The sequence below is a fragment of the Delftia sp. WSY_7 genome (assembly GCF_043104845.1).
Lineage (GTDB): Bacteria > Pseudomonadota > Gammaproteobacteria > Burkholderiales > Burkholderiaceae_C > Comamonas > Comamonas tsuruhatensis.
Genome location: NZ_JBICLB010000003.1, coordinates 22538 through 48774, shown reverse-complemented (window position 1 = coordinate 48774; position 26237 = coordinate 22538). Strand labels below are relative to the sequence as shown.

Annotated in this window: 28 protein-coding genes and 2 tRNA genes; 19 read left to right on the top strand and 11 right to left on the bottom strand. The window is 67.0% G+C overall.

Annotated features, from left to right (window positions below; translation table 11 throughout):
* The first annotated feature begins 65 nt into the window (after positions 1 to 65).
* The 4 genes from ACF8ME_RS01285 (at position 66) to ACF8ME_RS01270 (ending at position 4085) form a co-directional block, all read left to right on the top strand.
* Complete coding sequence (locus ACF8ME_RS01285) at positions 66 to 1454, top strand: hypothetical protein (RefSeq protein ID WP_392414971.1); 1389 nt, start codon at positions 66 to 68, stop codon at positions 1452 to 1454.
* 724 nt (positions 1455 to 2178) lie between these two features.
* The gene (locus tag ACF8ME_RS01280) at positions 2179 to 2508 is read left to right on the top strand and encodes a hypothetical protein (protein WP_256974532.1); all 330 of its coding nucleotides are present in this window, start codon (positions 2179 to 2181) and stop codon (positions 2506 to 2508) included.
* Between the two features lie 64 nt (positions 2509 to 2572).
* Positions 2573 to 3463, top strand: coding sequence for a LysR substrate-binding domain-containing protein (locus ACF8ME_RS01275; RefSeq protein WP_154835337.1), 891 nt, complete (start codon positions 2573 to 2575; stop codon positions 3461 to 3463).
* A gap of 244 nt (positions 3464 to 3707) precedes the next feature.
* Positions 3708 to 4085, top strand: coding sequence for a hypothetical protein (locus tag ACF8ME_RS01270; protein WP_012203822.1), 378 nt, complete (start codon positions 3708 to 3710; stop codon positions 4083 to 4085).
* Between the two features lie 60 nt (positions 4086 to 4145).
* On the opposite strand, the gene ACF8ME_RS01265 is transcribed toward ACF8ME_RS01270, so the two are convergent.
* Positions 4146 to 4406, bottom strand: a complete 261-nt coding sequence (locus tag ACF8ME_RS01265) for a hypothetical protein (protein WP_310043195.1) — start codon at positions 4404 to 4406, stop codon at positions 4146 to 4148.
* 310 nt (positions 4407 to 4716) lie between these two features.
* On the opposite strand from ACF8ME_RS01265, the gene ACF8ME_RS01260 reads away from it, so the two are divergent.
* On the top strand, positions 4717 to 6795 hold the full coding sequence (locus ACF8ME_RS01260; RefSeq protein WP_392414969.1) for a bifunctional 2',3'-cyclic-nucleotide 2'-phosphodiesterase/3'-nucleotidase: 2079 nt from the start codon (positions 4717 to 4719) through the stop codon (positions 6793 to 6795).
* Between the two features lie 72 nt (positions 6796 to 6867).
* On the opposite strand, the gene ACF8ME_RS01255 is transcribed toward ACF8ME_RS01260, so the two are convergent.
* A complete protein-coding gene (locus ACF8ME_RS01255) occupies positions 6868 to 7476 on the bottom strand; it encodes a PaaI family thioesterase (RefSeq protein ID WP_017406748.1) in 609 nt (202 codons plus the stop codon).
* Positions 7477 to 7581: 105 nt separating this feature from the next.
* Here ACF8ME_RS01255 and ACF8ME_RS01250 point away from each other — a divergent pair, with 105 nt between their 5' ends.
* Both ACF8ME_RS01250 and ACF8ME_RS01245 read left to right on the top strand, forming a co-directional pair.
* Complete coding sequence (locus ACF8ME_RS01250) at positions 7582 to 8055, top strand: MarR family winged helix-turn-helix transcriptional regulator (protein WP_392414967.1); 474 nt, start codon at positions 7582 to 7584, stop codon at positions 8053 to 8055.
* 36 nt (positions 8056 to 8091) lie between these two features.
* Entirely contained in the window at positions 8092 to 9375 is a 1284-nt protein-coding gene (locus ACF8ME_RS01245; RefSeq protein WP_043824820.1) for an MFS transporter, read from the top strand.
* 30 nt (positions 9376 to 9405) lie between these two features.
* Here the strand turns inward: ACF8ME_RS01245 and ACF8ME_RS01240 are convergent, their stop codons facing one another.
* Together ACF8ME_RS01240 and radC are read right to left on the bottom strand one after the other, a co-directional pair.
* The gene (locus tag ACF8ME_RS01240) at positions 9406 to 10065 is read right to left on the bottom strand and encodes a Smr/MutS family protein (RefSeq protein ID WP_013803859.1); all 660 of its coding nucleotides are present in this window, start codon (positions 10063 to 10065) and stop codon (positions 9406 to 9408) included.
* 62 nt (positions 10066 to 10127) lie between these two features.
* Complete coding sequence (gene radC / locus ACF8ME_RS01235; protein ID WP_016454292.1) at positions 10128 to 10808, bottom strand: DNA repair protein RadC; 681 nt, start codon at positions 10806 to 10808, stop codon at positions 10128 to 10130.
* 97 nt (positions 10809 to 10905) lie between these two features.
* On the opposite strand from radC, the gene ACF8ME_RS01230 reads away from it, so the two are divergent.
* Both ACF8ME_RS01230 and ispH read left to right on the top strand, forming a co-directional pair.
* On the top strand, positions 10906 to 11376 hold the full coding sequence (locus ACF8ME_RS01230; protein WP_016450099.1) for a peptidylprolyl isomerase: 471 nt from the start codon (positions 10906 to 10908) through the stop codon (positions 11374 to 11376).
* Position 11377: 1 nt separating this feature from the next.
* Positions 11378 to 12376 (top strand): 4-hydroxy-3-methylbut-2-enyl diphosphate reductase, encoded by a 999-nt coding sequence (gene ispH, locus ACF8ME_RS01225; RefSeq protein ID WP_016454293.1) that lies wholly within the window; start codon positions 11378 to 11380, stop codon positions 12374 to 12376.
* A gap of 76 nt (positions 12377 to 12452) precedes the next feature.
* Here the strand turns inward: ispH and ACF8ME_RS01220 are convergent, their stop codons facing one another.
* A complete protein-coding gene (locus ACF8ME_RS01220) occupies positions 12453 to 13151 on the bottom strand; it encodes an HPP family protein (RefSeq protein ID WP_016450097.1) in 699 nt (232 codons plus the stop codon).
* Positions 13152 to 13288: 137 nt separating this feature from the next.
* Between ACF8ME_RS01220 and serS the strand changes: the two genes are divergently transcribed.
* Positions 13289 to 14605 (top strand): serine--tRNA ligase, encoded by a 1317-nt coding sequence (gene serS / locus ACF8ME_RS01215; protein ID WP_016450096.1) that lies wholly within the window; start codon positions 13289 to 13291, stop codon positions 14603 to 14605.
* A gap of 33 nt (positions 14606 to 14638) precedes the next feature.
* A tRNA-Ser gene (locus ACF8ME_RS01210) sits at positions 14639 to 14728 on the top strand.
* A 118-nt stretch (positions 14729 to 14846) separates the two neighbouring features.
* Here the strand turns inward: ACF8ME_RS01210 and ACF8ME_RS01205 are convergent.
* The 4 genes from ACF8ME_RS01205 to ACF8ME_RS01190 all read right to left on the bottom strand — a co-directional run bounded on the left by ACF8ME_RS01205 (position 14847) and on the right by ACF8ME_RS01190 (position 16607).
* Positions 14847 to 15128 carry an H-NS family nucleoid-associated regulatory protein gene (locus ACF8ME_RS01205; protein ID WP_392414965.1) on the bottom strand — a complete coding sequence of 94 codons (282 nt, stop codon included), beginning with the start codon at positions 15126 to 15128 and terminating at the stop codon, positions 14847 to 14849.
* Between the two features lie 140 nt (positions 15129 to 15268).
* Positions 15269 to 15628: a hypothetical protein gene (locus ACF8ME_RS01200; protein ID WP_016450094.1), complete on the bottom strand. Its 360-nt coding sequence runs from the start codon at positions 15626 to 15628 to the stop codon at positions 15269 to 15271.
* Positions 15629 to 15780: 152 nt separating this feature from the next.
* A complete protein-coding gene (locus ACF8ME_RS01195) occupies positions 15781 to 16131 on the bottom strand; it encodes a four-helix bundle copper-binding protein (RefSeq protein ID WP_313284365.1) in 351 nt (116 codons plus the stop codon).
* Positions 16132 to 16250: 119 nt separating this feature from the next.
* Positions 16251 to 16607: a PRC-barrel domain-containing protein gene (locus ACF8ME_RS01190; protein ID WP_016450092.1), complete on the bottom strand. Its 357-nt coding sequence runs from the start codon at positions 16605 to 16607 to the stop codon at positions 16251 to 16253.
* A 401-nt stretch (positions 16608 to 17008) separates the two neighbouring features.
* On the opposite strand from ACF8ME_RS01190, the gene ACF8ME_RS01185 reads away from it, so the two are divergent.
* Positions 17009 to 17389 (top strand): hypothetical protein, encoded by a 381-nt coding sequence (locus ACF8ME_RS01185; RefSeq protein ID WP_016450091.1) that lies wholly within the window; start codon positions 17009 to 17011, stop codon positions 17387 to 17389.
* Positions 17390 to 17488: 99 nt separating this feature from the next.
* On the top strand, positions 17489 to 17839 hold the full coding sequence (locus ACF8ME_RS01180; protein ID WP_017407778.1) for a DUF1304 domain-containing protein: 351 nt from the start codon (positions 17489 to 17491) through the stop codon (positions 17837 to 17839).
* 97 nt (positions 17840 to 17936) lie between these two features.
* Here ACF8ME_RS01180 and pdxA read toward each other — a convergent pair whose 3' ends face one another.
* Entirely contained in the window at positions 17937 to 19670 is a 1734-nt protein-coding gene (gene pdxA, locus ACF8ME_RS01175) for a 4-hydroxythreonine-4-phosphate dehydrogenase PdxA (protein WP_392414963.1), read from the bottom strand.
* 138 nt (positions 19671 to 19808) lie between these two features.
* On the opposite strand from pdxA, the gene ACF8ME_RS01170 reads away from it, so the two are divergent.
* Positions 19809 to 20741, top strand: coding sequence for a LysR family transcriptional regulator (locus ACF8ME_RS01170; protein ID WP_026063002.1), 933 nt, complete (start codon positions 19809 to 19811; stop codon positions 20739 to 20741).
* Between the two features lie 7 nt (positions 20742 to 20748).
* Here ACF8ME_RS01170 and ACF8ME_RS01165 read toward each other — a convergent pair whose 3' ends face one another.
* A complete protein-coding gene (locus tag ACF8ME_RS01165) occupies positions 20749 to 21669 on the bottom strand; it encodes a LysR family transcriptional regulator (RefSeq protein ID WP_047219220.1) in 921 nt (306 codons plus the stop codon).
* A gap of 142 nt (positions 21670 to 21811) precedes the next feature.
* Here ACF8ME_RS01165 and ACF8ME_RS01160 point away from each other — a divergent pair, with 142 nt between their 5' ends.
* From ACF8ME_RS01160 to ACF8ME_RS01140, 5 genes are all read left to right on the top strand, one after another.
* Entirely contained in the window at positions 21812 to 22018 is a 207-nt protein-coding gene (locus ACF8ME_RS01160) for a DUF3311 domain-containing protein (RefSeq protein ID WP_392414962.1), read from the top strand.
* A gap of 13 nt (positions 22019 to 22031) precedes the next feature.
* Entirely contained in the window at positions 22032 to 23414 is a 1383-nt protein-coding gene (locus ACF8ME_RS01155) for a sodium:solute symporter (protein WP_016450085.1), read from the top strand.
* Positions 23415 to 23428: 14 nt separating this feature from the next.
* Positions 23429 to 25093 (top strand): amidohydrolase, encoded by a 1665-nt coding sequence (locus ACF8ME_RS01150; RefSeq protein ID WP_392414960.1) that lies wholly within the window; start codon positions 23429 to 23431, stop codon positions 25091 to 25093.
* The gene (locus ACF8ME_RS01145; protein ID WP_392414958.1) at positions 25090 to 26070 is read left to right on the top strand and encodes a CobW family GTP-binding protein; all 981 of its coding nucleotides are present in this window, start codon (positions 25090 to 25092) and stop codon (positions 26068 to 26070) included. Before ACF8ME_RS01150 ends, ACF8ME_RS01145 begins: the two co-directional genes overlap by 4 nt.
* 77 nt (positions 26071 to 26147) lie before the next feature.
* A tRNA-Gln gene (locus tag ACF8ME_RS01140) sits at positions 26148 to 26224 on the top strand.
* Positions 26225 to 26237 lie beyond the last annotated feature (13 nt).

Sequence of the window (26237 nt, the reverse complement as noted above, 5' to 3'; positions counted from 1 at the left end):
GATGCGACCGCTTGACGCGGCGCGGCAGGTGACTTCCAACAAGAAGCCAAGACAGGAGACAAGACATGCAAGCATCCGCGTATTTCCCCCTGCGTCCCGCCAGCGCCTCGCTGCTGGCCGCGCTCGCCCTGGCCGGCTGCGGCGGCGGCTCGGCCGTGCTGCACGGGCCGGTCACCTCCATCGAGACCGCGCCCAAGAGCACGGCCTGCCCCGCCGAGATTCCTGCGGGCATCAGCTGCTGGGCCGGGCAGGACTCCAAGGGCGCCTACTACCTGATCGCCAAGCCCGCGCAGTGGAACGGCACCCTGGTGCTGCACGCCCACGGCGGCCCGGACCTGGCCGCGCCCACCGCCGACCGTGCGGCCGAAGACCTGGTGCGCTGGTCCATCATGGTGCGCGCAGGCTACGCCTGGGCTGGCTCCACCTACCGCCAGGGCGGCGTGGAAGTGCGCGCCGCCGCCGAGGACACCGAGCGCCTGCGCGGCATCTTCCGCCAGCATGTGGCCAAGCCGCAGCGCACCATCCTGCACGGCCAGTCCTGGGGTGCGGGCGTGGCGGCCAAGGGCGCGGAAATGTTCAACGAGCAGACCGTGGGCGAGCGCCCCTACGACGGCGTGCTGCTCACCAGCGGCGTGCTGGGCGGCGGCACCCATGCCTATGACTTCCGCACCGACCTGCGCGTGGTCTACCAGTACCTGTGCGGCAACCACCCGCGCCCCAATGAGCCGCAGTACGCGCTCAACCTGGGCCTGCCCGCTGACGCCAAGATGCGCCAGGCCGACGTGGCCCTGCGCGTGAACGAATGCCTGGCGCTGGACAAGCCCGCCGCCCAGCGCACGGCCGCGCAGCAGGCGAAGATCGACACCATCACCAAGGTCATCAAGATCCCCGAAAGCGCCATCCAGTCGCACATGAACTGGGGAACCATGCACTTCCAGGACATCTCGGCCAAACGCACGGGCGGCGCCAGCCCCTTCGGCAACGAGGGTGCGGTCTATGCCGGCTCGGCCGACGATGCCGCGCTCAATGCCGGCGTGCTGCGCTACCGCGCCGACCCTGCGGCCTACCGCAAGTTCGCCGATGACACCGACCCCGTGGGCAAGATTGGCGTGCCGGTCCTCTCGGCCAAGTGGATCAGCGACCCCACGGCCTTCGTGGAGCTGGATGCGCGGTTTCGTGCGGTGATGCAGCAAGGCGGCAGTGGGGACCGGCTGGTGCAGACCTTCACGCGGCAGGGGACGCACAGCTATATCAGCGATGCAACCTATCCCACCTTGATGACTGCGTTGATGCAGTGGGTGGAGGCGGGGGTGAAGCCGACTGCTGCCGGGATTGCTGCTGCTTGTTCTGCTAATGAGGCCAAGTTTGGGGTGGGGTGTAGTTTTGATGCGGCTTATGTGCCGGCTGCGTTGGGGGCTCGGGTGCCTGAGAGGGCGCGGCCTTCTTTGCAGTGAGCTGGGTTTTTCCCTGCAACGGGTTAGTTTTTGACCCTGCCGGGTGGTGGTTTTTCGAGGCCGGGTCTCGGCCCGGCAGCCGACCTACCTTTCTTTGATTCGTCACCGGTACGCCGGCCGAAGAAAGGTAGGCCAAAGAAAGACGACCCGGATGTCCGCGACCCCTTCGCTTCGCTGCGGGGCAACCTGCGTCGGGCCACCTGCGGGGTTCGCTGCGGAACTCGCTGCGTTCACTGCGTGAACTCCGCTCAGACAACCGCAGCGAGTCAGATCACGAAGCAGTCCTGTCCTTCGGCAGGACTGCAACCCCGCAGGCGGCCCGACGCAGGCGCTGACATACGGGGAGTTTGCTCGGGCCTTCGCTGCGCTCGGCCAGGTTTTTTGATACGCAGCCGTTAAACTTGCGGCAGGCCGAAAGGCTTGGTGTGTCGTAACACCAATACAGAGGTGCGGCCCCCACCTTGAAGGGGGCTTTGTCATGTCCAGATTCATGGGGCAGATGCGTCATCGCGCGTCCGTCTCCAACGGTTTTGGACGGGATGGGCTTACCCGCAAGGATGGCCGCACGTCTGTATACGTGTTACGAACATCCCGTCCACCCGTTGCCCGTCGTACGGTGGCGTGTGGTTCTCTTGATTCATACAGGAACCAAGACATGCACCCTCTCACCGCCGCACAGGCGTCTTCTCCCCAACCACCTTTTCTTCCCACTTGGCGGCAGGCAATGCACGCCTCGCTGGGCCTGGTGCAGAGCACGCTGCAGCAGTTGATTGAACTGATGGTCGACGATCCCGACAGGGACGACAGCGAAGTCGATGTGGACTGCGCCGTGGAGCTGGCGCTGGAGCACATCAAGCGCATGAGTGCCCAGCAGCATGCGGACCGCTATGCCTTCGAGGTGGAGTGGATCAAGGCAACGGCGGCGCTGCGGCTGGCGCAGGGCGCTTTCGGGCGGCCGGAATCACGCTTTGGCCTGCGGCTCAAGGACGCCATCCAGCAGCTGGAGATGCTGCCGGAGCTGGTGGAGTTCGTGGACCAGGACGACGGCGAGTGAACTGTGCGGCGCGCCCGTATCTCTGTGAGAAACTGGCCCGCCGAACACCCCCTTGCCTTCACCCATGGAACTGCGCCAGCTGCGCTACTTTGTCGATATCGCCAAGACCGAGCACCTGACGACATCGGCCAGGAACCTCTATGTCACGCAGTCCACGCTCTCGCATGGGCTGCGCCAGCTGGAAGAGGAGCTGGGCATGGCGCTGTTCGAACGCATTGGCCGGGGGCTGAAGCTGTCGCAGGCCGGCGTGGTGTTCCGCAACTATGCGGAGCGTGCGCTGCATGAGGTGGAGGCCGGGCGCATGGCCCTGGCCGACCTCAGCGAGCTGCAGACCGGCACGCTGACCATCGGCGTGATTCCCACCTTCCTCAACACCCTGGTGGCCCCGGCCGTGGCGGCTTTCATGCGCGCCTATCCCAAGGTCAACGTGGTGGTGATCGAGTTGCTGGCCCCGCCCGTGGAGCAGGGATTGCTGGACGGCAGCCTGGACCTGGGCGTGAGCTTTCACCCGCCCCAGCGCGCCGAGCTGGACGCGCTGCCGCTGTTCGACGAACGCATGATGCTGCTGGTCAACCCATCGCATCCGCTGGCCGGGCGCCGCACGCTGTCCGTCAAGTCGCTGGCCGGCGTGCCCTTGGCCCTGCTGCCGCGCACGTTCTACACGCGCAGCCTGATCGAGGACGGGCTGCGCACCGCAGGCGTCACGCCCTTGCTGCGCGCGGAAATGGGCTCGGTGGAATCGCTGATCGCGCTGTGCCGCTGGGGCGACATGGCCACCATCGTCCCCGAGCGCGCTGCCCAGCAGGCCACGGACATGGTGGCCATCCACTTGGTCGCCCCCCAGCTCATCCGCACGGCAGGCCTGCTGTGGCGTCGCGGTGCGAGCTACAGCGCAGCGGCACGCGAGTTCGCGGCGCAGCTGGCACCCGCCACGCGAACCAGCCTGGGCCGCTGAAACAAGAACTCAGAGGGTCGAGCGCGGCACCGGCTCTTTGGACCGGAGTGAACGCCCGGCAACAGAGCCGTAACACCGTCGCTCAGTGTGTGGGCCGACTGTCATTTGGGCGGTTTGAACCGGTGGTTTCTGTGTGATTGCCATGCACTTCCAGCATCGATTTCGGAAGTCGCCCGTTTCCTGAAGAATGGAAATTGTCCATTGCGCAGTGGCCTCCCTCAACCCTCCGATTTCAAGGAAGTCCATGCCTGCAACCACTCAAGAAAAGCAAGACTATGTCAATGTCATCAACGCCATCTGGGGCGTTGGCGTCATCCCACAGAACACCATCGACAACATCAATGACGATGTGATCGAAAAAGTCGATGTGGCGCTTACATCGATCCGTGAATGCTCCAAGGCGATGATTGGCATCGATGCGGTGTTCTCGATCTTCTACGGCACGACGTACAGTTCGTGGAAGGCCCTGCTGGCCGCCGCCCGCGAGGAAGTGTCCAAGACGGGGGCCGACTGGATTGACGTCCTGCTCGGCTCTTCGCGCTACAAGATCTGCGTCAATACGGCCAAGGCCGCCAATCGCACGCATGTCCAGAACGCGCTGATCGAAGCATCGATGATGTAAAGGCTTGGCGGTAGATCGCCGTGCTGGATCGAGCGGGCTCCATCGTGGGGCCCGCTTTTTTTACATGGGCCCCTTCAAAAAGCCCTTGTCCTTCATCTCCCGGATTTCCTGGTCCATCCCTCGGCTATCCCGATCCAGAATTTGCTGAACCCTTTCGGCCCCTCTGCCATAGAAGCGGCAAAAGCCCGGCCGCTGTGTGGCATCCACCTTGGGCGCGTTGGCCTTGAGCGTGGCGTAGTCCTTTTCCTGGGCCTTGATGTAGTCGTCCGGTATGGAGCCGTTGGCTTTGAGAGTGCCGCCCAGCTTTTCCATCTTCTGCATGGCATCCACGCATTCAGGGGGCAGCTGCTCGGCACGGGGCGCACAGGCCTGCATGGTGGTTGCGATCAGAGCGAGGGCAAAGAGATGGACACGCATGGGAGAAATGTAGCAGCCCTGTCCGTGCAGGCATCACCGCCGAACACCGGCCTTGGCAGGAAGTTCGTCGCAAGCGTTGCGGGTCGCATGGCTTCGTCTGGCTTCCTGGGGCCTGCACCCTGGCATGGCAAGGGAAGGCCGGGTCGCCACCTGTCACACCCCTGTAAACCCCCACCAACAAACTCCCCCCCTTCACCACCCCCACAAAAACCACATGCCGCTGAGCAAACTCCCCACATTGCAATCCCTGCTCCTGTCCCGCCGCCTGGCGCTGAGCGTCCTGGCCAGCGCCGCGCTGGTGGCCGCCTGCGGTGGCAGCGACAGCAACGACAGCACGACGCCCCCGGTGGCCAGCCAGCCCGCGACGGCCACGCTGGCCGTGCTGGAGACCACGGATCTGCACTTCAATGTGCGCAGCTATGACTATTTCAAGCTGGCCGAGGATGCCTCCTACGGCTTCGAGCGCACGGCCACGCTGGTGCGCGCGGCGCGCAAGGAGTTTGCCAATACGCTGCTGGTGGACAACGGCGACACCATCCAGGGCACGGCCCTGGCCGATTACGAGGCCGAGGTGGCCAAGATCCCCTGCACGCAGCAGCTGTCCATGTACAAGGCCATGGGCGCGCTGGGCTTCGATGCGGGCACGCTGGGCAACCATGAGTTCAACTACGGCCTGCCCTTCCTGAACCAGGTGCTGGGCGGCGGCCTGGACGTGGACGGCGTGGACAAGTCGGTCAAGTGCGCGGGCAATGGCTTTCCCATGGCGCTGTCGAATGTCTACAGCAGCAAGACCAAGCAGCCGCTGGTGCAGCCCTACGTGATTCTGGAGCGCAAGATCGCGGCCAAGGACAAGGATGGCAAGGCGGTGGAGCTGCCCATCAAGATCGGCGTGATCGGCTTCACCACGCCGGGCATCATGAACTGGGACAAGCGCTATCTGGAGGGCAAGCTCTACACGGAAGGCGCCGTGGAGTCCGCCCAGAAGTACCTGCCCGAGATGCGCGCCAAGGGCGCCGACGTGGTGGTGGCCATGCTGCACGGCGGCCTGGATGGCGCGGCCTACTCGCCGACGATGGAGAACCCCGGCCTGCACCTGAGCAAGGTCCCCGGCATCGACGCCATGGTCATGGGCCACCAGCACAGCGTGTTCCCCGATACGGCGGCCACGCCGGCGTTCACGCAGGCGGGCGTGGACAACAAGGCGGGCACCATCAACGGCGTGCAGTCGGTGATGGCCAGTTCCTGGGGCAAGGCGCTGGGCGTGATCCAGCTGGCGCTGAAGTGGGACGGCAAGCAGTGGAGCGTGGACAAGAGCGCGGGCAAGAGCGAGCTGCGCAATATCCAGACCGGCAAGGACGCCGCAGGCAAGGCCACCTACGTGGCCGTGGACCCGACGGTGGCGCCGCTGATCGAGAGCCAGCACCAGGCCGCCATCCAGTACGTGAAGACGCCCATCGGCAGCACGGACTTCCGCATGAGCACGCTGTTCGCCGATGTGGGCGACCCGGGCGCCATCCAGATCGTCAACCAGGCGCAGCGCGACTATGTGGCCGACTATGTGAAGGCCAGCCTGCCGCAGTACGCGCAGCTGCCCGTGCTGTCGGTGAGCGCGCCGTTCAAGTCGGGCTTCCAGGGCGGCGCCGACTACACCGACGTGGCCGTGGGCCCGCTGGCCATCTACAACGCGGCCGACCTGTACCTGTACCCCAACACCGTGTATGCGGTGAAGGTGAATGGCGCCGACATCAAGGACTGGCTGGAGGCCGCTGCCAAGCGCTTCAACCAGATCGATCCGGCCAAGACGGGTGAGCAGCAGCTGATCAGCACCTTCCCGGGCTACAACTTCGACATGTTCACCACGGCCGATGTGCAGTACGAGATCGACGTGACCCAGCCCGTGGGCAGCCGCATCAGGAACCTGCAGTACCTGGGCAAGGCCATCGACCCGGCGCAGGAGTTCGTGATCGCCACGAACAACTACCGCGCCACCAGCGGCAAGAGCTTCATCGCCAAGCTCGACGGCTCCAGCGCCATCTGGGCCTCGCCGGACGCCAACCGCGACGTGGTGATCGGCTACGTGCGCAAGAACGGCAGCATCACGCGCGCCGCCAATGGCGCGGCCAAGAGCTGGCGCTTCACCAAGGTGGCCACCTCGGCCAACGTGGTGTTCAGCTCCGGCGCCAACGCGCTGCCGGTGGCGCAGGCGGCGGGCCTGGCCAACATCTCGCTGGTGGCGGCCGATGACGGCTCGGGCAAGGGCACGTCCAAGTACCGCCTGGATCTGTCGAAGTAAGTTCCGGCAGGCAAGCAACAAAAAAGCCCCGTGCATCCGGCACGGGGCTTTTTTGCTTGTGCCGAACGGGCTTCAGCGCGCAGGCGGCAGCTCGAACACCAGGCAGGTGGTGGTGGCGTGGGCGTAGAGCGTGCCGTCGGGGCCGACCAGGCGCGCCTCGGCCGTGGCCAGCTGGCGGCCGCAGTGCAGCACGCGGCCTTCGGCGCGCACGCGCGGCACGCGCGGGGTCAGTGCCTTGACCAGGTTCACCCCCAGCTCGGCCGTGGTGTAGCCCCGGCCCGGCGGCATGCAGGTGTGGACGGCGCAGCCCAGCGCCGAGTCCAGCAGGGTGGCGAACCAGCCGCCGTGCACCGTGCCCATGGGGTTGAGATGGTTGGCGCCGGGGCGGCCCTGGAAGACGGCGCTGCCTTCGCCCACGGAAATCAGCATGAAGTCCAGCGTGCGTGCAATGGGCGGGTAGGGCAGTTCGCCGCGCAGCATGGCCTGCATCAGCTCCAGCCCGCTGCGGCCTGCGACCTGGTCGGGGCGCGACACGCCTGCGCCGGGGCCGGCGTCCAGCCGGAGGGTGACCGCCTGTTCCTCGTCCAGCCAGGCTTGCAGGGCAGGGGAGATGGCACCGGTGGTGGCGCTGGAGGTGAGGCTGTGGGCGGCCTGCTCCGGGGAGTGGGTGCGGGTGTCCATGGAATGTCTCTCTTTCATTGGGAAAAGTGCGGGCGCCAGGCTGTCTGGGATGGCGGCGTGGATATTATTGTATATACAACAGTTGTATATGCAATAATATGCGCCATGCCAGTGAATCCAGACATCCTCGCCGTGCCCCAGGGCTGCACCAACCACCGCGTGCGCCAGCTCATGCGCAGCGTGGGCCAGGTGTACGACGCCCATCTGAACGAGACGGGGCTGCGCATCACGCAGTACTCGCTGCTCAGCCACGTGCTGGCCGCCAGTCCGGTGCGGCCCTCGGACCTGGCGCGGCGCATGCGCATGGACGCCTCGACGCTGACGCGCAACCTCAAGCCGCTGATCGACGCCGGCTGGGTGTCCATGGGCCAGGGCGAGGACCAGCGCAGCCGCCTGGTGCACATCACCGACGCGGGCCAGGCCAAGCGCGAAGAGGCCAAGCAAAGCTGGAAGACCGCACAGAACGAACTCAACGCCCGCGTGGGCCTGGAGCGCGTGGCGGCCCTGCATGCGCTGATCGACGAATGCCTGGTGCTGCTCGATGGCGATGGCCACGCTGCAGACGGCCCGCAGGCGTAGGCCCTACCGAATTCCCAACCCCCCGAAGAGACTCCCATGCTCTCCAACTCCACGGCGCGCTGGCTGCAGCGGCGCGGCATCCACTACGGCTGGCTGGTCGCGGCCATCACTTTCCTCACCATGCTGACCATGTCGGCGGCGCTGGGCCTGCCGGGCGCCATGCTGCAGCCGCTGTCGCGCGAGTTCGGCTGGAGTACGGAGCAGATTTCGAGCAGCCTGGCGCTGCGCTTTGCGCTGTTCGGCCTGCTGGGGCCGTTTGCGGCCGTGATGATGGAGCGCTTCGGCCTGCGTGCCGTGATGTGCATGGGCCTGGCCCTGGTGGGCGGCGCCATGGCGATGGTGACGCAGGCCACGCAGCTGTGGCATCTGTTTTTGCTGTGGAGCCTGCTGCTGGGCATGGGCACGGGCCTGACGGCGCTGGTGCTGGGCGCCGTGGTGGCCAACCGCTGGTTTGCGGCGCGGCGCGGCCTGGTCATCGGCGTGCTCACGGCCAGTGCGGCGACGGGGCAGCTGGCCTTCCTGCCGCTGGCCGCCTGGATGATCGAGCACTGGGGCTGGCGCTCGGCCACGGTGCCGGTGTTCGTGGCCAGCGCCTTGATTGCCGTGCTGGCCCTGCTGTTCGTGCGGGACCGGCCTTCGGACCTGGGCCTGGTGCCCTTTGGCGGCGATGCCTCGGCCCCGCCGCCACCGGCCATGGCCATGAACTTCGGCACGCCCTTCAAGGTGCTGGCCGAGGCCGCGCGCAACCGCACCTTCTGGCTGCTGGCGGGCACCTTCTTCATCTGCGGCCTGTCCACCAACGGCCTGGTGCAGACGCACTTCATCTCGCTGTGCGGCGACAACGGCATGGGCGCGGTGCCCGCCGCGTCGGTGCTGGCCATGATGGGGGCCTTCGACTTCGTGGGCACCGTGCTGTCGGGCTGGCTGTCGGACCGCTACGACAACCGCAAGCTGCTGTTCTGGTACTACGGGCTGCGCGGCCTGTCGCTGTTCTGGCTGCCGCATTCGGAGTTCACCTTCTACGGCCTGGGCCTGTTCGCCATGTTCTACGGGCTGGACTGGATCGCCACGGTGCCGCCCACGGTCAAGCTCACGGCCCAGCATTTCGGGCCGCAGAAGGTGGGGCTGGTGTTCGGCTGGATCTTCGCGGCCCACCAGCTGGGCGCGGCCACCGCTGCCTGGGGCGCGGGCCTGACGCGCACGTTGCTGCTGACCTATACGCCCGCGCTGTATGCGGCCGGCCTGGCCTGCCTGGTGGCGGCGGTGATGGCGCTGGTGATAGGGCGGGCGCGCAAGGCGGCGGCGGTGGCCGCGGCCTGAGCCCCATCACCGTTCACGCCATCCACGCCTTCAGTACAGCTGGCGCTTGCCTGGCTGCAGCAGGACGACGAGGGCGCCTGCGCCACCTTCGGCCGGGCGGGCCTGCACAAAGGCCAGCACTTCCTTTTTCTGCACCAGCCAGCGCAGCACGCGGCCCTTGAGCACGGGGGTCTTGCCCGGCGAGCCCAGGCCCTTGCCGTGCACCACGCGCACGCAGCGTATGCCGGTGCGGTGGGACAGGCGGATGAACTGGCCCAGCGCCTCGCGCGCCTCGTCCACGCGCAGGCCGTGCAGGTCCAGCTGGCGCTGGATGCTCCACTGCCCGGCGCGCAGCTTGTGGGTCACGTCCAGGCCGATGCCGGGGCGCCGGAAGCTGAGCTGGTCGTCGGTGTCCAGCAGGGTGCTGACGTCGAACTCGTCGCTCATGGCCTCCTGCAGCACGCGCTGCTCGTCCAGCTCCAGCTGCAGGGGCAGCGGCTCGGGGGGCTCGGGGGCGTGGAGGTGGCGGGCGTGCGCGGACTTGAGCGCATGCACCGGGCCCACGGTGTTTTCGAACAGCTTTTGCTCGGCCAGGAGGCGGCGCGCCGCCTCGGCGCGCTGCTGCTGGAGCAGGGCCTCTTGGGCGGCGGCTTCGGCCAGTGCGCGGCGCACTGGCGCGAGGTCCTGCAGGCTGGTGGCTTTCAAAGTCATGGTGACGCCGGTTGTACCGCAATTTCGGCACCCCGGCGGCCATGGCGGGCCCAGCCGGGGTCCTACAGCATCCCCTGGCCCGCCATGGACAGCGCGGCGCCCGGCGCGACGATCACATGGTCCAGCACCTGGATGTCCATCAGGCCCAGGGCAGCCTGCAGGCTCTGCGTGACGGCCCTGTCCGCAGCGCTGGCCTGGACATGGCCGCTGGGGTGGTTGTGGGCCAGGATGACGGCACCCGCGTGGTGGTGCAGGGCGCGCAGCACCACTTCCCGGGGGTAGACGCTGGTGCGCGTGAGCGTGCCGCGGAACATCTCCTCCAGCGCGATCAGCCGGTGCTGGCTGTCCAGGAACAGCACGGCGAACACCTCGTGCTGGCGTGCTGCCAGGTGCAGCTGCAGGTAGCGCGCCACGGCCTCGGGCGAGGCCAGGGCAGGGCGCTCGCGCAGTTGCTCGGCCGTGGCGCGGCGCGCCAGTTCGAGCACGGCCAGGAGTTGTGCGCACTTGGAAGGCCCCAGCCCCTTGATGGCCTTCAGGTCGGCGTGCCCGGCCTGCAGCAGCCCGGACAGGCCGGGCCGGCCGGGCAGCTGCAGCAGTTCCTGGGCCAGCTGCAGCACGCCCTTGCCGGCCATGCCGGTGCGCAGCACGATGGCCAGCAGTTCGATGTCGGAAAGCGCCGAGGGGCCGTGTGCCGCGAGCCTTTCGCGCGGCTGGGCCTGGGCGGGCAGGTCTTTGAGAGCCATGGTTCAGCCAGGTGAGGGGCGCCGCAGGGGCACCGTTGCACGGAGCGTGGGGACATGGATGTTTTTCTACAATACGGGCCAGTTTATCGGGACTTCCATGACCTCTAGCGCTTCTTCCCCGGCCCACCCCACGGTCCAGGCCGGCTCGTTCCTCACGCTGCACTACCGCCTGTCCGGGCCTGCAGGCGATGTGATCAACACCTTCAACGACAAGCCCGCCACGCTGTCCCTGGGCGCGGGCGAGCTGTCGCCCGCCGTCGAGCAGCGCCTGCTGGGCCTGGCCGAAGGCACGCGCACCACGTTCGAGATGCCGGCCGGCGAAGCCTTCGGCGAGCGCAACGGCGACATGATGCAGTGGGTGGCGCGCAAGCTGATGAACGAGCTGGGCGACCCGCACGAGCAGTACGCGCCCGGCGACGTGGTGCAGTTTCCCACGCCCGACGGCCTGGGCAGCTACGCGGGCGCCGTGGTGCAGGTGCGCGAGGACGGCGCCGTGCTGTTCGACTTCAACCACCCGCTGGCCGGCCAGCCGGTGACCTTCGAAGTGCAGATCATCGGGGTGCTCTGAGGTGCCGGATACGACCTCGCCCCAGGAAATCCTGCTGGCCGAGCCCCGGGGCTTCTGTGCCGGCGTGGACCGCGCCATCGAGATCGTGGAGCGTGCGCTGGCCAAGTTCGGCGCGCCCATCTACGTGCGCCACGAGATCGTGCACAACACCTTCGTGGTCAACGATCTCAAGGCCAAGGGAGCGATCTTCATCGAGGAGCTGGACGACGTGCCGCCCGGCGCCACCCTGGTGTTCAGCGCCCACGGCGTGAGCCGGGCGGTGCAGGAAGAGGCGCGGCGGCGCGGTTTCTCCATCTTCGACGCCACCTGCCCGCTGGTGACCAAGGTGCATGTGGAAGTGGCCAAGCTGGCCAAGGAAGGCTACGAGTTCCTGATGATCGGCCACAAGGGGCATCCCGAGGTCGAGGGCACCATGGGCCAGCTGTCCGAGGGCATCCACCTGGTCGAGGACGAGGCCGATGTGGCACGTGTCACTCCCCGCCAGACCGAGAAGCTGGCCGTGGTCACGCAGACCACGCTGTCGGTGGACGATGCCGCCGGCATCACGGCGGCCATCCGCGCGCGCTTTCCGCAGGTGCGCGAGCCCAAGCAGCAGGACATCTGCTATGCCACGCAAAACCGCCAGGACGCCGTCAAGGTGCTGGCGCCGCAGGTGGATGTGCTCATCGTCGTGGGCAGCCCCACCAGTTCCAACAGCAACCGCCTGCGCGAGCTGGCCGCGCGCCTGGGAACGCCCGCCTACATGGTGGACAACGCGGGCGAGCTGTGCGAGGAATGGTTTGCCAATGCCGGGCGCGTGGGCCTGACGGCCGGCGCCTCCGCCCCCGAGGTGCTGGTGGACGAGGTCATCCAGCGCCTGCGCCAGCTGGGCGCGCTGTCGGTGCGCAAGATGGATGGCATCGAGGAGACCGTGAAGTTCCCGCTGCCCAAGGGTCTGAAGATCGACGCGGCCACGGGGCTGGAGATCTCCGTGGGCAAGCAGCCCGAGACGGGCGGCTGAACCGCAGGCGCAGCGGACATTGGCCAAAAAGCAAACGGGCGCCTGGCGCCCGTTTTGCATGGTGGGGCCGAAAGCCTCAGCTCCACAGATCCAGCGGCGGATCGGAGGCCACGGCGCGCAGGATGTCGGTGCGGCTGATGAAGCCGGCCAGCAGGCCCTGCTCATCGGTCACGGGCAGGCCCGGCAGGCCGGTCTCCAGCAGCACGCCGGCCACGCGGCGCAGGTCGGTGGTGGTGGCCACCGTGGGTATGGGGGAGATCATGACCTCGTTCACGGGCCGGCGCGCCAGGGCAATGGCGTCCTTGATCGCACCGGGCTCGGGCAGCAGGTCCAGCGGCGCCATGTCGGCACGCAGCAGCAGCCCGACCACGCGGCCACCGGCATCCAGCACGGGGGCCTGGGCCACGCCGTGCTCGGCCAGCACGCGCCAGGCGTCGTTGACACCGGCCTCGGGCGACACCGTCACGGCCTCGTGGCTCATCACGTCGGCCACGGTCTGCAGGGGCTGGCGTGGCTGGCTGGGGCCTTTTTCCGTGGAAAGGTAGGCATCGACCGCGCCACGGCTGCGCGGAGCGGGCTCCGGCGCGCCGGCAGGCTGGCCCGCGAGGTCGGCCAGGATTGCGGGGAACGAGGCGGCTGCATCGCCCGCCATCACATCGGCCGAGCGCGTGCGCAGGGCCTGCGGGCGTTGTACGCGGCGCACGGGCGCCACCTGGCCCAGCCGCTCGGCGGGACCGCGAAACATCTGTCCGTTGGGACCGAAGACAAAAAACATGGGTGCTCCCGGGTGCGCAAACCGCTGTGGGCGGCATATTGGAAGTATCGGCGCCGGCTCGGGATTTCTGTAGCGGCAAGACCCCCAACGCCCAGGGGCGGGCGCTGCCATGGCGATACCGCCTAAAATTGCCGGCTATGCTCGATATCCTTCTTCTTCGCAAAGACCTTGACTCGGCCGTCGCACGGCTGGAGACCCGCAAAAAGCCCCAGGCCTTCCTGAACGTGGAGGCCTTCCAGTCCCTGGAAGCAGAGCGCAAGTCCCTGCAGACACGGACCGAGGAGCTGCAGTCCAAGCGCAACCAGCTGTCCAAGCAGATCGGCATGCTGATGGGCAAGGGCGAGAAGGACGCTGCCGAGGCCGCCAAGGCCGAAGTCGGCAGCCTCAAGACCGAGCTGGACCAGTCGGCCACGCGCCTGGAGCAGATCCAGGGCGAGCTGCACGCCATGCTGCTGGCCGTGCCCAACCTTCCGCACGAAAGCGTGCCCGTCGGTGCGGACGAAAGCGGCAATGTGGAGGCGCGCCGCTGGGGCACGCCCAAGACCTTTGATTTCGAGGTCAAGGACCATGTGGACGTGGGCCAGCCGCTGGGCCTGGATTTCGACATGGGCGTCAAGCTGTCGGGCTCGCGCTTCACCGTGATGAAGGGCCCCATCGCCCGCCTGCACCGCGCCCTGGCGCAGTTCATGATCGACCTGCAGACCGACTCGCATGGCTACACCGAGTGCTATGTGCCCTACGCCGTCAATGCCGACTCGCTCAAGGGCACGGGCCAGTTGCCCAAGTTCGAGGGCGACCTGTTCGCCGCCAAGAAGGGCGGCCAGGATGGCGAGCCCGTGCCCGACAACGCGGCGCTCTACCTGATTCCCACGGCCGAGGTGCCGCTGACCAACTTCGTGCGCGACGTGGTCGTGGCCGAGGACCAGCTGCCCATCAAGCTCACGGCCCACAGCCCCTGCTTCCGTTCCGAGGCCGGCAGCTACGGCCGCGACACGCGCGGCATGATCCGCCAGCACCAGTTCGACAAGGTCGAGATGGTGCAGATCGTGCATCCGGAAAAGAGCTACGAGGCGCTGGAAGAAATGACCGGCCACGCCGAGGCCGTGCTGCAGAAGCTGGGCCTGCCCTACCGCGTGATGAGCCTGTGCACGGGCGACATGGGCTTTGGCTCGGCCAAGACCTATGACCTGGAAGTCTGGCTGCCTGCGCAGAACACTTACCGCGAGATCAGCTCGGTCTCCAACTGCGAGGCCTTCCAGGCGCGCCGCCTGCAGGCGCGCTTCAAGAATGCCCAGGGCAAGAACGAGCTGGTGCACACGCTCAACGGTTCCGGCTTGGCCGTGGGCCGCACGCTGGTGGCGGTGCTGGAGAACTACCAGAACGCCGACGGTTCCGTGACCATTCCCGAAGCGCTGCGCCCTTACATGGGCGGACAGACTTTGCTGAAGGCCTGAATTTTTAGGCTATAATTTCAGCTTCGACGCTGCGGAGAGGTGGCAGAGTGGTCGATTGTACCTGACTCGAAATCAGGCGTACGTGCGAACGTACCGAGGGTTCGAATCCCTCCCTCTCCGCCAGAAACATGAAACCCAGTGCTATGTGAATAGCACTGGGTTTTTCTGTTTCTGGCATTGCCTGGCGAGAGTCCGGGCGATTGGGGCCGCCATAAAAAATGCCCGCGTTGGCGGGCCATGCTCAGATCTCGAGGGCCTTGCGGTCCTTGCCTTCGATCCAGCGCGGCGGCTTGCCCCGTCCCGTCCAGGTGGCTCCGGTGGCGGGGTCCCGGTATTTCGGCACGCCAATGTTGGCGGACTTGGTTTTGCGGGCGCTGAAGATGTCGTCGTGGGTCAATCCGAACTCATGGACGAGTTCTCGGACCTTGGCGATGACTCCGCCTTTCTCCGCCTTCAGCGTTTCGGCAATCCGTGCCTCAAGCTCGCTCTTTTGCTTGAGCAGGGTTTTGTAATCTGCTGTCATATGTTCCTCATGGATAGTGTGCTACACAATGACGCATTTTATGGAGACAGGGTCGATGTCGCATGTGGGACATCGTCGGTGTTTGCACCTAGGTTTTTCAATATTCCGCCATTGTTCGGGATTGAGCGCGAGGCCTTTGTCTACGCCTCGACAAACTCCCGGTGGCTGCTGAAGTGCAGGATTTCGGAATCCTGCGCTCCGCCCTGTCTTTGAATGACGATGGTGCCATTGGCATGCAGATAGATTCGGATGCCCGGCGTGGTCTCCGAATCCCAGTAGCAGGGGCTTTTGTCGAGGTTTTTCCAGCCGTGCTCTGCGCACAGCGTGCGCTGGCGCATGCTGTTGAGCAATTGCCTGCGCGCGCCTGCGCCTTCGCAGATGCGCATCCACAGCAGCAGGAGCATGTCGTGCGCTTCCTGGCGGGATGAGCAGGGAGGCATGTGCTTCAACTGGCCCAGGAGGGTAAGGAACCGCTGTTCTATGCTGATGTTCAGTGCCATGCCCATCTCCTTTGTGCGTGGATATGCATCAAAGTGTAGGCAGCGCCGAAGGCTGCCGATATAGGGCGGATGACGACAGCGCCGGTGGCTTTTTTTCCTGCCGGTTTGCAGGATGGGTGCCTGGCCGGCTGTCGTGACAAAGGCCAGCGGCGTCAGTGCGACTGCATGCCCATGAGATTGCACGACATGGCGCATTGCTGGCAGGCTGCCGCGCAGGTCTGGCAATGGTCGTGGGAATGCTTGCTGCATTCGTCGGCGCAGGCCTGGCAGATCCGGGCGCACAGGCGGCAGATGTCTGAGACATGCGGACTTTGGCGCGCCATTGAGGCCACGGCCAGTTCGCAGACCTGCGCGCATTCAAGATCCTGGGCAATGCAGGCGGCCATCATCTGGACGTCTGTTTCCTTCAGGCAGGCGGCGGCACAGGTATTGCAGGCAATGATGCAGGCCTGGCAGGCATCCATGCAGGCCTTGTAGTCGATGGCCGGTGGGGTGGTATTCATGGGAGTTCTCCTGGAATGAGGGAGTGAAGTCGCGCAGGGCGTTCTTCCTTGGCCAGCTATCCGCACCAAAGAAAACGCCCCGCGAACGGGGCTGTGTCAAAGACCGCAAGGGTCGGGATTTACAGGTAGGGCACGCCGTAGTAATCGTTCACGCGGCGTCCATATTCATCGGTGTAGGCCGGTGCCGTGTCGCGCTCATAGCGGGGCGCGTTGTCCAGCTGCTCGCGCGTGAGCGACACCACGTAGCCGTTCATGTCGGGCTCGTACTTGAGGGATTCCCAGGGCAGCGGATAGCGGTCCGTGCCGATGCCCAGGAAGCCGCCGAATTCCATCACGGCGTAGCGCACCTTGCCGGACAGCTTGTCGATCATCAGCGTGTCTATGCTGCCCAGCTTGTCGCCTGCGGGGTTGTAGACATTGGTGCCGCTGACGGTTTCGGAAGAAATGACGCTCGATACGGTGTTGGGTGTGACCATGAGGCTCTCCATTGAGTGGGTTGGTGCTGGCACGCCGACGCTGTGCATCTGGCGGCTGGGCGATGCGGCATGGGAAAAGGCGCGGGAGGCGGCCCCTTCAAAGCCCGTGCATCGCCTGGCGAAGTCGAAGCCTGTGTGCTTCTGGGTTCCAGCTTAGGACCGCAATGAAGTGCTCCGGGTAGTCGGTGCGCCGCGACCGGCGTAGGAGGGTCCTTGGGTGCCGGAGGCCAGGTCCTACGAGCCCTTGTAGTCAAGGTCTGCGCAGCTGCGGCCCTTTGCTGACGCGGCAGCGCAGCCTGGGCCGGCGTCGGCCTGGCGGGCACAGGCGTACAACGAAAACTGCAAGAGGGATGCAGCGGATGCAGTCCCGCGTCCACGGTCCATCCCCGAAGGAGATTCCCATGAATGCAAGCAACAAGCCATCCATCCCGCCGGTGTCTGCAGATGCGGTGGAGGACGAAGACCTGGCCGAACAGGCACGACCGGGCCACGGCGTACCTTCCCAGGACCCCGAGGCAGCTGCCCAGTACCAGCTGTCGCCGCAGGATGCGCAGCGCGAGTCACGCTCGGTGTTCATCGGCGGCGGCGTACTGGCCGGAGCCGCTGCCGGCGCTGCCGCCGGTGCGGTCATTGCAGGCCCGGTGGGTGTGGTGGTGGGCGGCACGGTAGGCAGCGTGGCCGGTGCGCTGGGCGGTGCGGCCGCAGGTGCCGTGGCGCCGGCAGAGAGTGCGCAAAAGCCAGTGGAAAAGCCCGTGCCACCCGGCAGCAAGTCTTCCGGGTGACACGGGCAGGCCGTTGCAGGCCATGTGTGGCGCGGCGGGCATGGACGGCGGCGGATGCATCCCGTATACAGGGGCCTGTCCACTTTCCTATCCACCCAGATGGCCAACGTTCTCATAGGCATCGTCGCCGCAATCCATGTCTACATCCTCGTGCTGGAGATGTTTCTCTGGGACCGGCCGGCTGGCAGGAAGGCCTTTGGGCTGACGCCGGAATTTGCGCAGCAGACCAGGACGCTGGCCGCCAACCAGGGGCTTTACAACGGCTTTCTCGCCGCAGGGCTGATCTGGGGGCTGGCGCAGGGCGCCGACGGCCTGGCGTTCAAGTACTTTTTTCTCCTGTGCGTGCTGGTGGCAGGCCTGTATGGCGCCGCCACCGCCAGCCGCAAGATCCTCTGGGTGCAGGCCGTGCCGGCCGCCGTTTCGCTGCTGGCCCTGTACCTGGGGCTGTGAGAACGCCCGGGCACCGGTGGGCGAAACCGCTGCAGCTGCTGCTGGACCGTGACCCCGGCGTGCGAGGCGCGGGCCGGCATAGCCGGCATGGCCGGCGTCAGTCCACCAGCGCCTGTATGGCCTGCAATTGCGCCGCCAGCCCAGGCCGCGCGGCCGGAAAAGTCTCCTCGAAGGCGGCAGTGCCTATCGTGAAGCCCGCTGCGCCGCCGGCCAGCACGGCCGCGATGCGTTCACTGCGATCAATGGAGCCGGCCACGACCACGGGTTTGTCCACCGCATCGCAGACGGCCTTGATCAGGGCCGGCACATCGCCGTGGAAGCGGTAGGCCAGCAGGTCCAGGCCATGCACGCCGTCCAGCCCCGCCATGCGGCGGGCGCTGGCCACGATGTCCTGTACCGGGCCTGAAAGCACGCTCGGATGCCCGCTCACCTTGCCGGGAAACGGGTAGTACGCAATGCCGCTGCCGCGCAGCACGGGCAGCACCGCCTCGGGCCGTGTGCCACCCATGAGCACGTCCACCCCGATGTCGACCGCCGCGCGGGCGGAGGCCACTTCGCTGGCCTCGTCGAGGCTGACAACCTCCAGATAGACCCTGGCGCCGCCCGCACGGATGTCCCGGGCCAGGGCATGCAGCTCGGGCAGGGGCAGGCCGATGTCCTTGAAGCCCACATGGCGAACGCCCTGGGCCAGCACCTCGCGCAGCCGCTCGCGCGCATCGGCAATGGTCCTGTCCTGCTGCGTGAGCATGAAGATGAAGTCCGGGCGTTGCGTTCGTGCACTGGTACCGGTACGGGTGGCCTGCACCATGGCTGCCGCCTGGCGCAGCGCGCAGGCCAGGCTGGCGTGGTCGGCGCGGCCCGTGCCCGCGATGTCGAAGGCCGTGCCATGGTCCACCGAGGTGCGCACAAAGGGCAGGCCCACGGTGATGTTCACGCCTTGCTCCACACCCAGGTATTTCACGGGAATCAGCCCCTGGTCATGGAACTGGGCGACCACCACGTCGAACTCGCCCCGGCGCGCCCGCATGAAGACCGTGTCGCCGGGCCAGGGGCCGCTGGCGTCGATGCCTTCGGCGCGCGCGGCGGCAATGGCGGGGATGATCACCGAGCGGTCCTCGTCCCCGAACAGACCGTTTTCACCGGCATGCGGATTGAGCCCTGCCACGGCCACCCGGGGCCGGGGGATGCCGAACGCGCGGCAGGCCTGGTGCGCGAGGCGAATGGCGCGCAGCTCGTTGTCCATGGTCACGGAGGCGATGGCCTGCTGCAGCGGCACATGGATGGAGACCAGCAGCACCCGCAGCTCATCATTGGCGAGCATCATGGCGAAGTCGCGTGTGCCGGAACGCTCGGCCAGCATCTCGGTATGGCCCGGATGCAGGCAGCCTGCCGCGCGCAGCGCTTCCTTGTGGATGGGGGCGGTCACCAGGCCCGAGACGTCGCCAGCCAGGGCCAGGTCGATGCCGCGCTGGATATAGGCATGACAGGCCGCGCCGGCGCGTGCATCGACGCAGCCCCAGGGCAGGTCCGGCGGCAGGTCCTCGCCGGTCTGCAGCACGAAGAGCGTGGCGGGCGGCACCAGGGCAGGGACCTGGGCCGGTGTCTCGATGGCCCGGATCTGCGGATGGACGCCCAGCCCATCGGCCGCCCGCTGCAGCCGGGCGATGTCGCCGATGACGAGAAACGGCGTGCAGGGCCGCGCAGGGTCCATTGCCAGCTTGACGATGATCTCGGGCCCGATGCCCAATGGATCGCCCATGGTGATGGCCAGGGGCGCGCTGGCCGGGGTGCTGGCCGAGGGGTTGGCGGAGTTGGGGCTGGAGTGCTTCATGGTTCTTGCTGAAACCTCAATCGATGGGCTTACTTTGCATGAAGATGCTCCAGTAATAAATCGATATAGACTCATCATTCAATTGAGCAATGTTCAACTGAAAGTCCGCTGTTCCACCTGTCTAGAGCCGCCATTGCCATGCCCGCACCCGTCCACATGCCGCCGCTGTCTGCCCTGCGCGCCTTCGAGGCCACGGTGCGCCATGGCAGTGTCTCCAAGGCCGCGCGCGAGCTGCACCTGACCGATGGCGCCGTGAGCCGTGCCGTGCGCGACATGGAGGAGGCGCTGGGCTTTGCGCTGTTCCAGCGCAGCAACCGCAGCATCATTGCCACGCCCACGGCCCGCGTGCTGGCCGAGGAGGTGGCCCTGGCGCTGGAGCGCCTGCGCGGCGCGCTGGGCCGCGCGCGGCAGGCGGCAGGGCCGGACCGGCCGCTGGTGCTGTCGTGCGAGCCCACGTTTTTGATGCGCTGGCTGATTCCGCGTCTGGGCGGTTTGCAGGAAGCGATCGGCACGCAGCGCGAGCTGCGCCTGGTATCGGCCGGCGGCTCCGTGCCCTTTGCGCGCGAGGGCATTGATCTGGCCATACGCCGCGCGGATTTCGACATGGGCGCCGATGTGGTGGCCGAGCCCTTTCTGCAAGAGCGCGTGGGGCCCGTCTGCAAGCCCGCGCTTGCCAAGGCGCTGGCACGCTCAGGGCCGCTGGGCGGGGTGCTGCTGCATACGCAGTCGCGGCCGGACGCATGGCGGCATTGGAGCGAACTGACCGGCGTGCCGCTGCGGGCCGGTCGCGAGGTGCGCTTCGAGCATTTCTACCTGAGCCTGCAGGCCGCCGTGGCCGGGGCCGGCGTCGCCATCGGCCCGCTGGCACTGGTGGCCGATGACCTGGCCAGCGGCACGCTGTGCGCGCCGCGCGGCTTCGTGGCCGATGGCTCGCACTACGTGCTTATGTCGCCCCGGCCGGTGCAGGACGAGGCCAGCTTCGCCCTGGTGCTGGACTGGCTGCGCGCGCAGACCTTGCCGCTGGGCCTGGCGCATGCACAGGCACATGCACAGGCCCCGGCGGCCGGCTGAGCGTCGATCAACCGGGCTCCTGATCGTGCTCCGACAGCTCGCGCCAGTGCGTGCGTGTGAAGGCGTAGGCCGTGTCCAGCGCCGGTGACAGGGTGCGCGCGGCCATGCGCGCCATGCCGTAGCGGCCGCATCGGCGGGGATCGGCGGGCAGGGGCACTTCGGCCATGGCGCCGCTGGCGCGCTCCTTGCGGGTGATGGACAGCACGCCGAACAGCAAGGTGTCCGTGGCCAGGGTCACGCCGCGCAGCAGGTCCAGGTCGTTGCAGTGCAGGGTGAACAGCTTGTCGGGCTCGGCGCCTTCGCCCCACAGCTCGGCCAGCTGCCGCGCCATGGCCGTGCTCAACGTGGTGGTGGCCAGCGGGTAGCGGCGGATCTCGTCCATGCCGGGGTTTTGCAGCACGGGGTGGCCCGCGCGGCAGACCAGGCCGGCCGGCAGCTCGCCCAGCAGTTCCATCTCCACGTCATCGGCGGCGCGCAGCACGTAGGCGTCGCCGACGATGGCATCGATGGATTCGTTGCGCAGCAGCTGCAGCAATGCGCTGGTGGCACCCATTTCGGCGCGCACCTTCACGCGCGGATGCGCCTGCGCCATGTGGATCAGAAAGGGCTTGAGCAGCAGCGCCGCGGGCGCGGGCGCCACGCCAATGGCGAGCGCGCCTTCCTGGCCGCCGCGCAGCAGCTCCAGGTCACGCCGCAACTGGGTTTCCTCCAGCCGCATGCGGCGTGCACGCTCGGCCACGAGCTCGCCAAACACTGTCAGCCGGGCGCGCCGCGCGCCCCGGTCGAACAGCTGCGCCCTGAGTTCATCTTCCAGCGCGCGGATGCTGCGGCTGAGCGCCGGCTGGGTGAGGTGTACGGCGCGCGCTGCGTCGGAAAAGGTGCCGTGCTCGACGATGGCCAGCAGGTGCCGCAGCTTCTGTGTATCCATGCGGAGTCCTCATGGTTTGTTGGCAAATTTTTCATTTGAATTATAGGTAGGCGCTTCCTAAGATCGCATCCAGGGACATTGAAATGTTCTATAGAGCGGCCACAACCGCCAACTCTTTCATCGGAGCAAAAGGAGACAAACCATGCTCAAGCTGTTCATCGGCATAGGCATCCCGTACATCGCGGTGATCGGCCTGCTTCCCTGGGTCGCGTCCGTCAATCGCTTCGTGTTCGGCGTGCCCTTCATCTACCTGTGGATCTTCATGTGGTTCGTGCTGACGTCGCTGTGCATGCTCGTGTGCTGGCTGATGTTCGACCGCCACGAAGCCGACGACGCGCAGTCCGCCTGAAGGGAGCACCGCCATGACCACCGCAGTCTTTCTGGGCTTCATCGCGCTGTCCCTGTACCTGGCCATCCGCTCGCGCACGGGCAAGGGTGCGCAAAGCGTGCATGACTTCTTCGTCGCCTCCCGCCAGTTCGGCGCCTACCTGGTGTTCTTCCTGGCCGCTGGCGAGATCTACAGCATCGGCACCATGGTCGGCTTTCCGGGCGGCATCTACGCCAAGGGGCCGACATATGGCGTCTGGTTCCTGGGCTACATCCTGCTGGCCTATCCGCTGGGCTACTTCCTCGGCCCCATGATCTGGAAGGCGGGGCTGCGGCACAACGCCATCACGCTGCCGGACCTGTTCAAGGGCCACTTCGGCAGCCGTGCGCTGGAGCTGATCGTGGCCGGCTCGGCCATCCTGTTCCTGCTGCCCTGGGGCCAGCTGCAGTTCACGGGGCTGGTGGCCGCGCTCAAGGGCCTGGGATGGAATTTCCAGCCGCTGCACCTGCTGCTGATCTCTGCGGGCCTGGCCTTCACCTACATCGCCATCTCGGGGGTGCGCGCCTCGGCCTATATCGCCATCCTCAAGGACATCCTCATGGTGGTGGCCATCATCGCCACGGGCGTGGCCGTGGGCTGGCATGCGGGCGTGGGCGATGTGTTCACCGCCGCCAGCGCCAAGGTCAGCAACCACATGACCGATACGCAGCTGCGCTTTTCCATGAGCACCATGCTGTTCCAGGCGCTGGGCTTCTACATGATGCCGTTCGCGGTTCAGAACTTCTTCACGGCCAAGAGTTCGCACACCATCCGCCGCACGCAGATCGCCATGCCGCTGTACATGCTGATGTACCCCTTCCTGGTGCTGGCCTCGTACTACGCCATCAGCCAGAACCTGCAGCTGGCATCGCCCAACGAGGCCTTCTTCGCGGCTGCCGTGCGACTGCTGCCCGACTGGCTGCTGGGCCTGGTGGCCGCAGGCGCCGCGCTGTCGGGCTTGCTGGTGCTGGCGGGCATCTGCCTGGCCATCGGCCCCATCGTGGCCCGCAACCTGCTGCCCGGCCTACCCGAGGCCAAGCAAAAGCAGGGCGCCAAGGTGGTGATCGTCATTTACCTGGTGCTGTCCATCGTGATGACGCTGCTCACGCCCAATCTGATGCTGACGCTGATCAACACCACCTACTACGGCGTGACGCAGTTCTTCCCGGGAATGATGGCCATCCTGTTTGGCTGGCGCATCCGGCCCATGGCCGTTGCCCTGGGCATTGCCTGCGGCCAGGCGCTGGCCATTGCGCTGTACATCCAGCAGCCGGATTTCGGTGGCATCAACCTGGGCTTCATCAGCCTGGCGCTGAACCTGCTGGTCACGGCCATCGTCCACTATCTGCCCGGTGCCGCGCGCGTCAAGGCCGCCTGAAAAAGACCACCACCATGAACCACGACGAGAACGCGCGCACGCAGGTCTTTGTGGCGCGCACCATCCTCACCATGAACCCGGCCCAGCCGCAGGCCACCCATGTGGCCGTGCAGGGCGGCCGCATCTTGGCCGTTGGCCAGGAGGCCGACATGGCTGCCTGGCCCGAGGCCGAGCGCATCGACCGCCTGTGCGACAAGGTCCTCATGCCCGGCCTGATCGAGGCGCACAGCCACCTGATGGAAGGCGCCATGTGGGAGGCCGTGTACCTGGGCTACTTCGATCGGCGCGATCCCGAGGGCCGCCTGTGGCCCGGCCTGCGCACGCTGGACGCCGTGCTGGCGCGCCTGGCCGAGGCCGAGCGTGCTCTGCCCGATGCGCAGGCCACGCTGCTGGCCTGGGGCTTCGATCCCATCCTCTTCGGCAGCAGCCGGCTGTCGGTGCGCGAGCTGGACCGTGTCTCCGCCACGCGGCCCATCGTCATCCTGCACGCCAGCGTGCACCTGATGAATGTGAACTCGGCCATGCTGGCGCTGGCCGGCATCGACGAGGACACCGACATCGACGGCATCCACAAGGATGCCGAGGGCCAGCCCACGGGCGAGCTGCAGGAATTCGCCGCCATGTATCCGGTGCAGAAGGTGATCGGCAGCGCGCTGTCGCTGGCCGCCGCCGAGCAGCGCGAGGCGATCTGGAAGTTCGGCCGCGTGGCCCAGCTCGCGGGCGTGACCACGGCCACCGACCTGGTCAGCGATCTCTCGCCCCATGGCCTGGCCGCGCTGCGCGAGGTAACGGGCGACGCGGCCTATCCGCTGCGCATCGTCCCGGCCTTCGCGCCGCAGCGCAACCCGGAAGGCGGTGCCGCGCGCGTGCATGCTGCAGCGGCGTCCTCGGCCAGCGACAAGCTGCAGTTCGGCCCCGTCAAGTTCATCGTGGACGGCTCCATCCAGGGCTTCACCGCGCGCCTGCGCGCTCCCGGCTACGCGGGCGGGCAGCCCAACGGCCTGTGGCTGATTCCCCCGTCGCAGCTGCCCGCGCTGTTCGAGCCCTTCCACCTGGCCGGTCTGCAACTGCACATCCACACCAACGGAGACGAGGCCACCGAGGTGGTGCTGGATGTGATCGAGGACCTGCTGGCCAGGCACCCGCGCGCCGACCATCGCCACACCCTGCAGCACTGCCAGCTGGCCAGCAGCGCCCAGCTGCAGCGCGCCGCGCGCCTGGGAATGTGTGTCAACTTCTTCTCCAACCATCTCTACTACTGGGGCGATGCCCACGCCGAGCAGACCGTGGGCATGCAGTGGGCCTCGCGCATGAATGCAGCGGGCACGGCGCGGCGCCTGGGCATGGATTTCGCCATGCATTCCGATGCGCCCATCACCCCTATCCACCCCCTGTTCACCGCCTGGTGCGCGGTGCAGCGCGAAACCGCTTCAGGCCGCGTGCTGGGCGAGGCCGAGCGCCTGTCGGTGGACGATGCCCTGCATGCCATCACCATGGGCGCGGCCCGCACCCTGAAGCTGGAGCAGCGCGTGGGCAGCATCGAGCCCGGCAAGCTGGCGGACTTCGCCGTGCTGGAGGACGATCCCCGCGCGGTGGCGCCAGCGGCCCTCAAGGACGTGAAGGTCTGGGGCACCGTGCTGGGCGGCCGCATCTTCCCCGCGCCCGGGTCAGCGCCATGAGCACGCCGGCCGCCGCGGCGCAGCGGGCGCCCGTTCCCATGGTCGTCGTGGGCGGCTATCTGGGCGCGGGCAAGACCACCTTGCTCAACCGGCTGCTGGAGCGTGCCGATGGCCTGCGCGTGGCCGTGCTGGTCAACGACTTCGGCGAGATCAACATCGACGCCGCCCTGATCCGCACACGCAGCAGCGACGTGCTGCAGCTGGAAAACGGCTGCATCTGCTGCTCCATCGGCGGCCGGCTGGCCGAGGCCCTGGCCGCCGTGGGCGCGCGGCCTGACCGACCGGACCTGCTGGTCATCGAGGCCAGCGGCGTCTCCGACCCCGTGCGCATCGCCCAGGTCGGCATGCTCGACCCCGCTCTGCAGCTCAACGCCATCCTGGTGGTGGTGGATGTCCAGGACGTCGATGAGCAACTGCGCGACCCGCTGGTCGGCGACATGGTCCGCCGCCAGATCTCGGGCGCGACGGCGCTGGTGCTGACCAAGGCCGATCTGGCCGGCGCATGTGCCACCGAAAAGGTGGCCGCGCGCGTGGCCGGCATGGCGCCCGGTGCCGTGGTGCTGGCTGCCCGACATGGCGAGATACCGCTGGCCGTGTTCATTGATGCGGCTGCCTCGCCACGCCGCCCGCAAGGCCTGCTGCAAGCGGGCGGCTCCTGGAAAAGCCAGGCCGGGAACATGGCCGGCATGGCCGAAGTGGGCAGCTTTTCCTACGCAACGCGCCGCTGCTTTGACCGGCAGCGGTTGCGGCAGGCGCTGCGTACGCTGCCTGTCCCCCTGTTGCGGGCCAAGGGCATCGTGCGGCTGGGCGGGCAGGACAGCGTCCAGGAAGTCCACGTGGTGGGTGGGCGCTTGCGCATTGCCAGCCTGCATGGGGCCAGGGTCTCGGAGTCCGTGTTTGTCTTCATTGGCTGTTTCACGGCGATGGGGCGGGAGGCGATACTCCGCTGTCTTGAGGGAGCCCTGGCCGCGCCATGAAGACAACTTTGGCGGTGTCGAAATTTTTGGAATTTTGGATTTCGGGCCAAAAAAACGTATTAGAATTTAAGTCTTCTAGGGGAGTCGCCAAGTTGGTAAAGGCACCGGATTTTGATTCCGGCATGCGAGGGTTCGAGTCCTTCCTCCCCTGCCAGGTAGACAAAGGC

Coding starts and splice junctions, on each gene's coding strand:
- ACF8ME_RS01180 (WP_017407778.1), top strand. CDS start 17,489: ATGGCCAACGTTCTCATAGGCATCGTCGCCGCAATCCATGTCTACATC.
- ACF8ME_RS01155 (WP_016450085.1), top strand. CDS start 22,032: ATGACCACCGCAGTCTTTCTGGGCTTCATCGCGCTGTCCCTGTACCTG.
- ACF8ME_RS01255 (WP_017406748.1), bottom strand. CDS start 7,476: ATGGACACCCGCACCCACTCCCCGGAGCAGGCCGCCCACAGCCTCACC.
- ACF8ME_RS01270 (WP_012203822.1), top strand. CDS start 3,708: ATGCCTGCAACCACTCAAGAAAAGCAAGACTATGTCAATGTCATCAAC.
- ACF8ME_RS01170 (WP_026063002.1), top strand. CDS start 19,809: ATGCCCGCACCCGTCCACATGCCGCCGCTGTCTGCCCTGCGCGCCTTC.
- ACF8ME_RS01145 (WP_392414958.1), top strand. CDS start 25,090: ATGAGCACGCCGGCCGCCGCGGCGCAGCGGGCGCCCGTTCCCATGGTC.
- ACF8ME_RS01245 (WP_043824820.1), top strand. CDS start 8,092: ATGCTCTCCAACTCCACGGCGCGCTGGCTGCAGCGGCGCGGCATCCAC.
- ACF8ME_RS01200 (WP_016450094.1), bottom strand. CDS start 15,628: ATGGCACTGAACATCAGCATAGAACAGCGGTTCCTTACCCTCCTGGGC.
- ACF8ME_RS01160 (WP_392414962.1), top strand. CDS start 21,812: ATGCTCAAGCTGTTCATCGGCATAGGCATCCCGTACATCGCGGTGATC.
- ACF8ME_RS01240 (WP_013803859.1), bottom strand. CDS start 10,065: ATGACTTTGAAAGCCACCAGCCTGCAGGACCTCGCGCCAGTGCGCCGC.
- ACF8ME_RS01195 (WP_313284365.1), bottom strand. CDS start 16,131: ATGAATACCACCCCACCGGCCATCGACTACAAGGCCTGCATGGATGCC.
- ACF8ME_RS01275 (WP_154835337.1), top strand. CDS start 2,573: ATGGAACTGCGCCAGCTGCGCTACTTTGTCGATATCGCCAAGACCGAG.
- ACF8ME_RS01150 (WP_392414960.1), top strand. CDS start 23,429: ATGAACCACGACGAGAACGCGCGCACGCAGGTCTTTGTGGCGCGCACC.
- ACF8ME_RS01250 (WP_392414967.1), top strand. CDS start 7,582: ATGCCAGTGAATCCAGACATCCTCGCCGTGCCCCAGGGCTGCACCAAC.
- radC (WP_016454292.1), bottom strand. CDS start 10,808: ATGGCTCTCAAAGACCTGCCCGCCCAGGCCCAGCCGCGCGAAAGGCTC.
- pdxA (WP_392414963.1), bottom strand. CDS start 19,670: ATGAAGCACTCCAGCCCCAACTCCGCCAACCCCTCGGCCAGCACCCCG.
- ACF8ME_RS01185 (WP_016450091.1), top strand. CDS start 17,009: ATGAATGCAAGCAACAAGCCATCCATCCCGCCGGTGTCTGCAGATGCG.
- ACF8ME_RS01205 (WP_392414965.1), bottom strand. CDS start 15,128: ATGACAGCAGATTACAAAACCCTGCTCAAGCAAAAGAGCGAGCTTGAG.
- ACF8ME_RS01285 (WP_392414971.1), top strand. CDS start 66: ATGCAAGCATCCGCGTATTTCCCCCTGCGTCCCGCCAGCGCCTCGCTG.
- ACF8ME_RS01260 (WP_392414969.1), top strand. CDS start 4,717: ATGCCGCTGAGCAAACTCCCCACATTGCAATCCCTGCTCCTGTCCCGC.
- ACF8ME_RS01165 (WP_047219220.1), bottom strand. CDS start 21,669: ATGGATACACAGAAGCTGCGGCACCTGCTGGCCATCGTCGAGCACGGC.
- serS (WP_016450096.1), top strand. CDS start 13,289: ATGCTCGATATCCTTCTTCTTCGCAAAGACCTTGACTCGGCCGTCGCA.
- ACF8ME_RS01230 (WP_016450099.1), top strand. CDS start 10,906: ATGACCTCTAGCGCTTCTTCCCCGGCCCACCCCACGGTCCAGGCCGGC.
- ACF8ME_RS01280 (WP_256974532.1), top strand. CDS start 2,179: ATGCACGCCTCGCTGGGCCTGGTGCAGAGCACGCTGCAGCAGTTGATT.
- ACF8ME_RS01265 (WP_310043195.1), bottom strand. CDS start 4,406: ATGCAGAAGATGGAAAAGCTGGGCGGCACTCTCAAAGCCAACGGCTCC.
- ACF8ME_RS01220 (WP_016450097.1), bottom strand. CDS start 13,151: ATGTTTTTTGTCTTCGGTCCCAACGGACAGATGTTTCGCGGTCCCGCC.
- ACF8ME_RS01190 (WP_016450092.1), bottom strand. CDS start 16,607: ATGGTCACACCCAACACCGTATCGAGCGTCATTTCTTCCGAAACCGTC.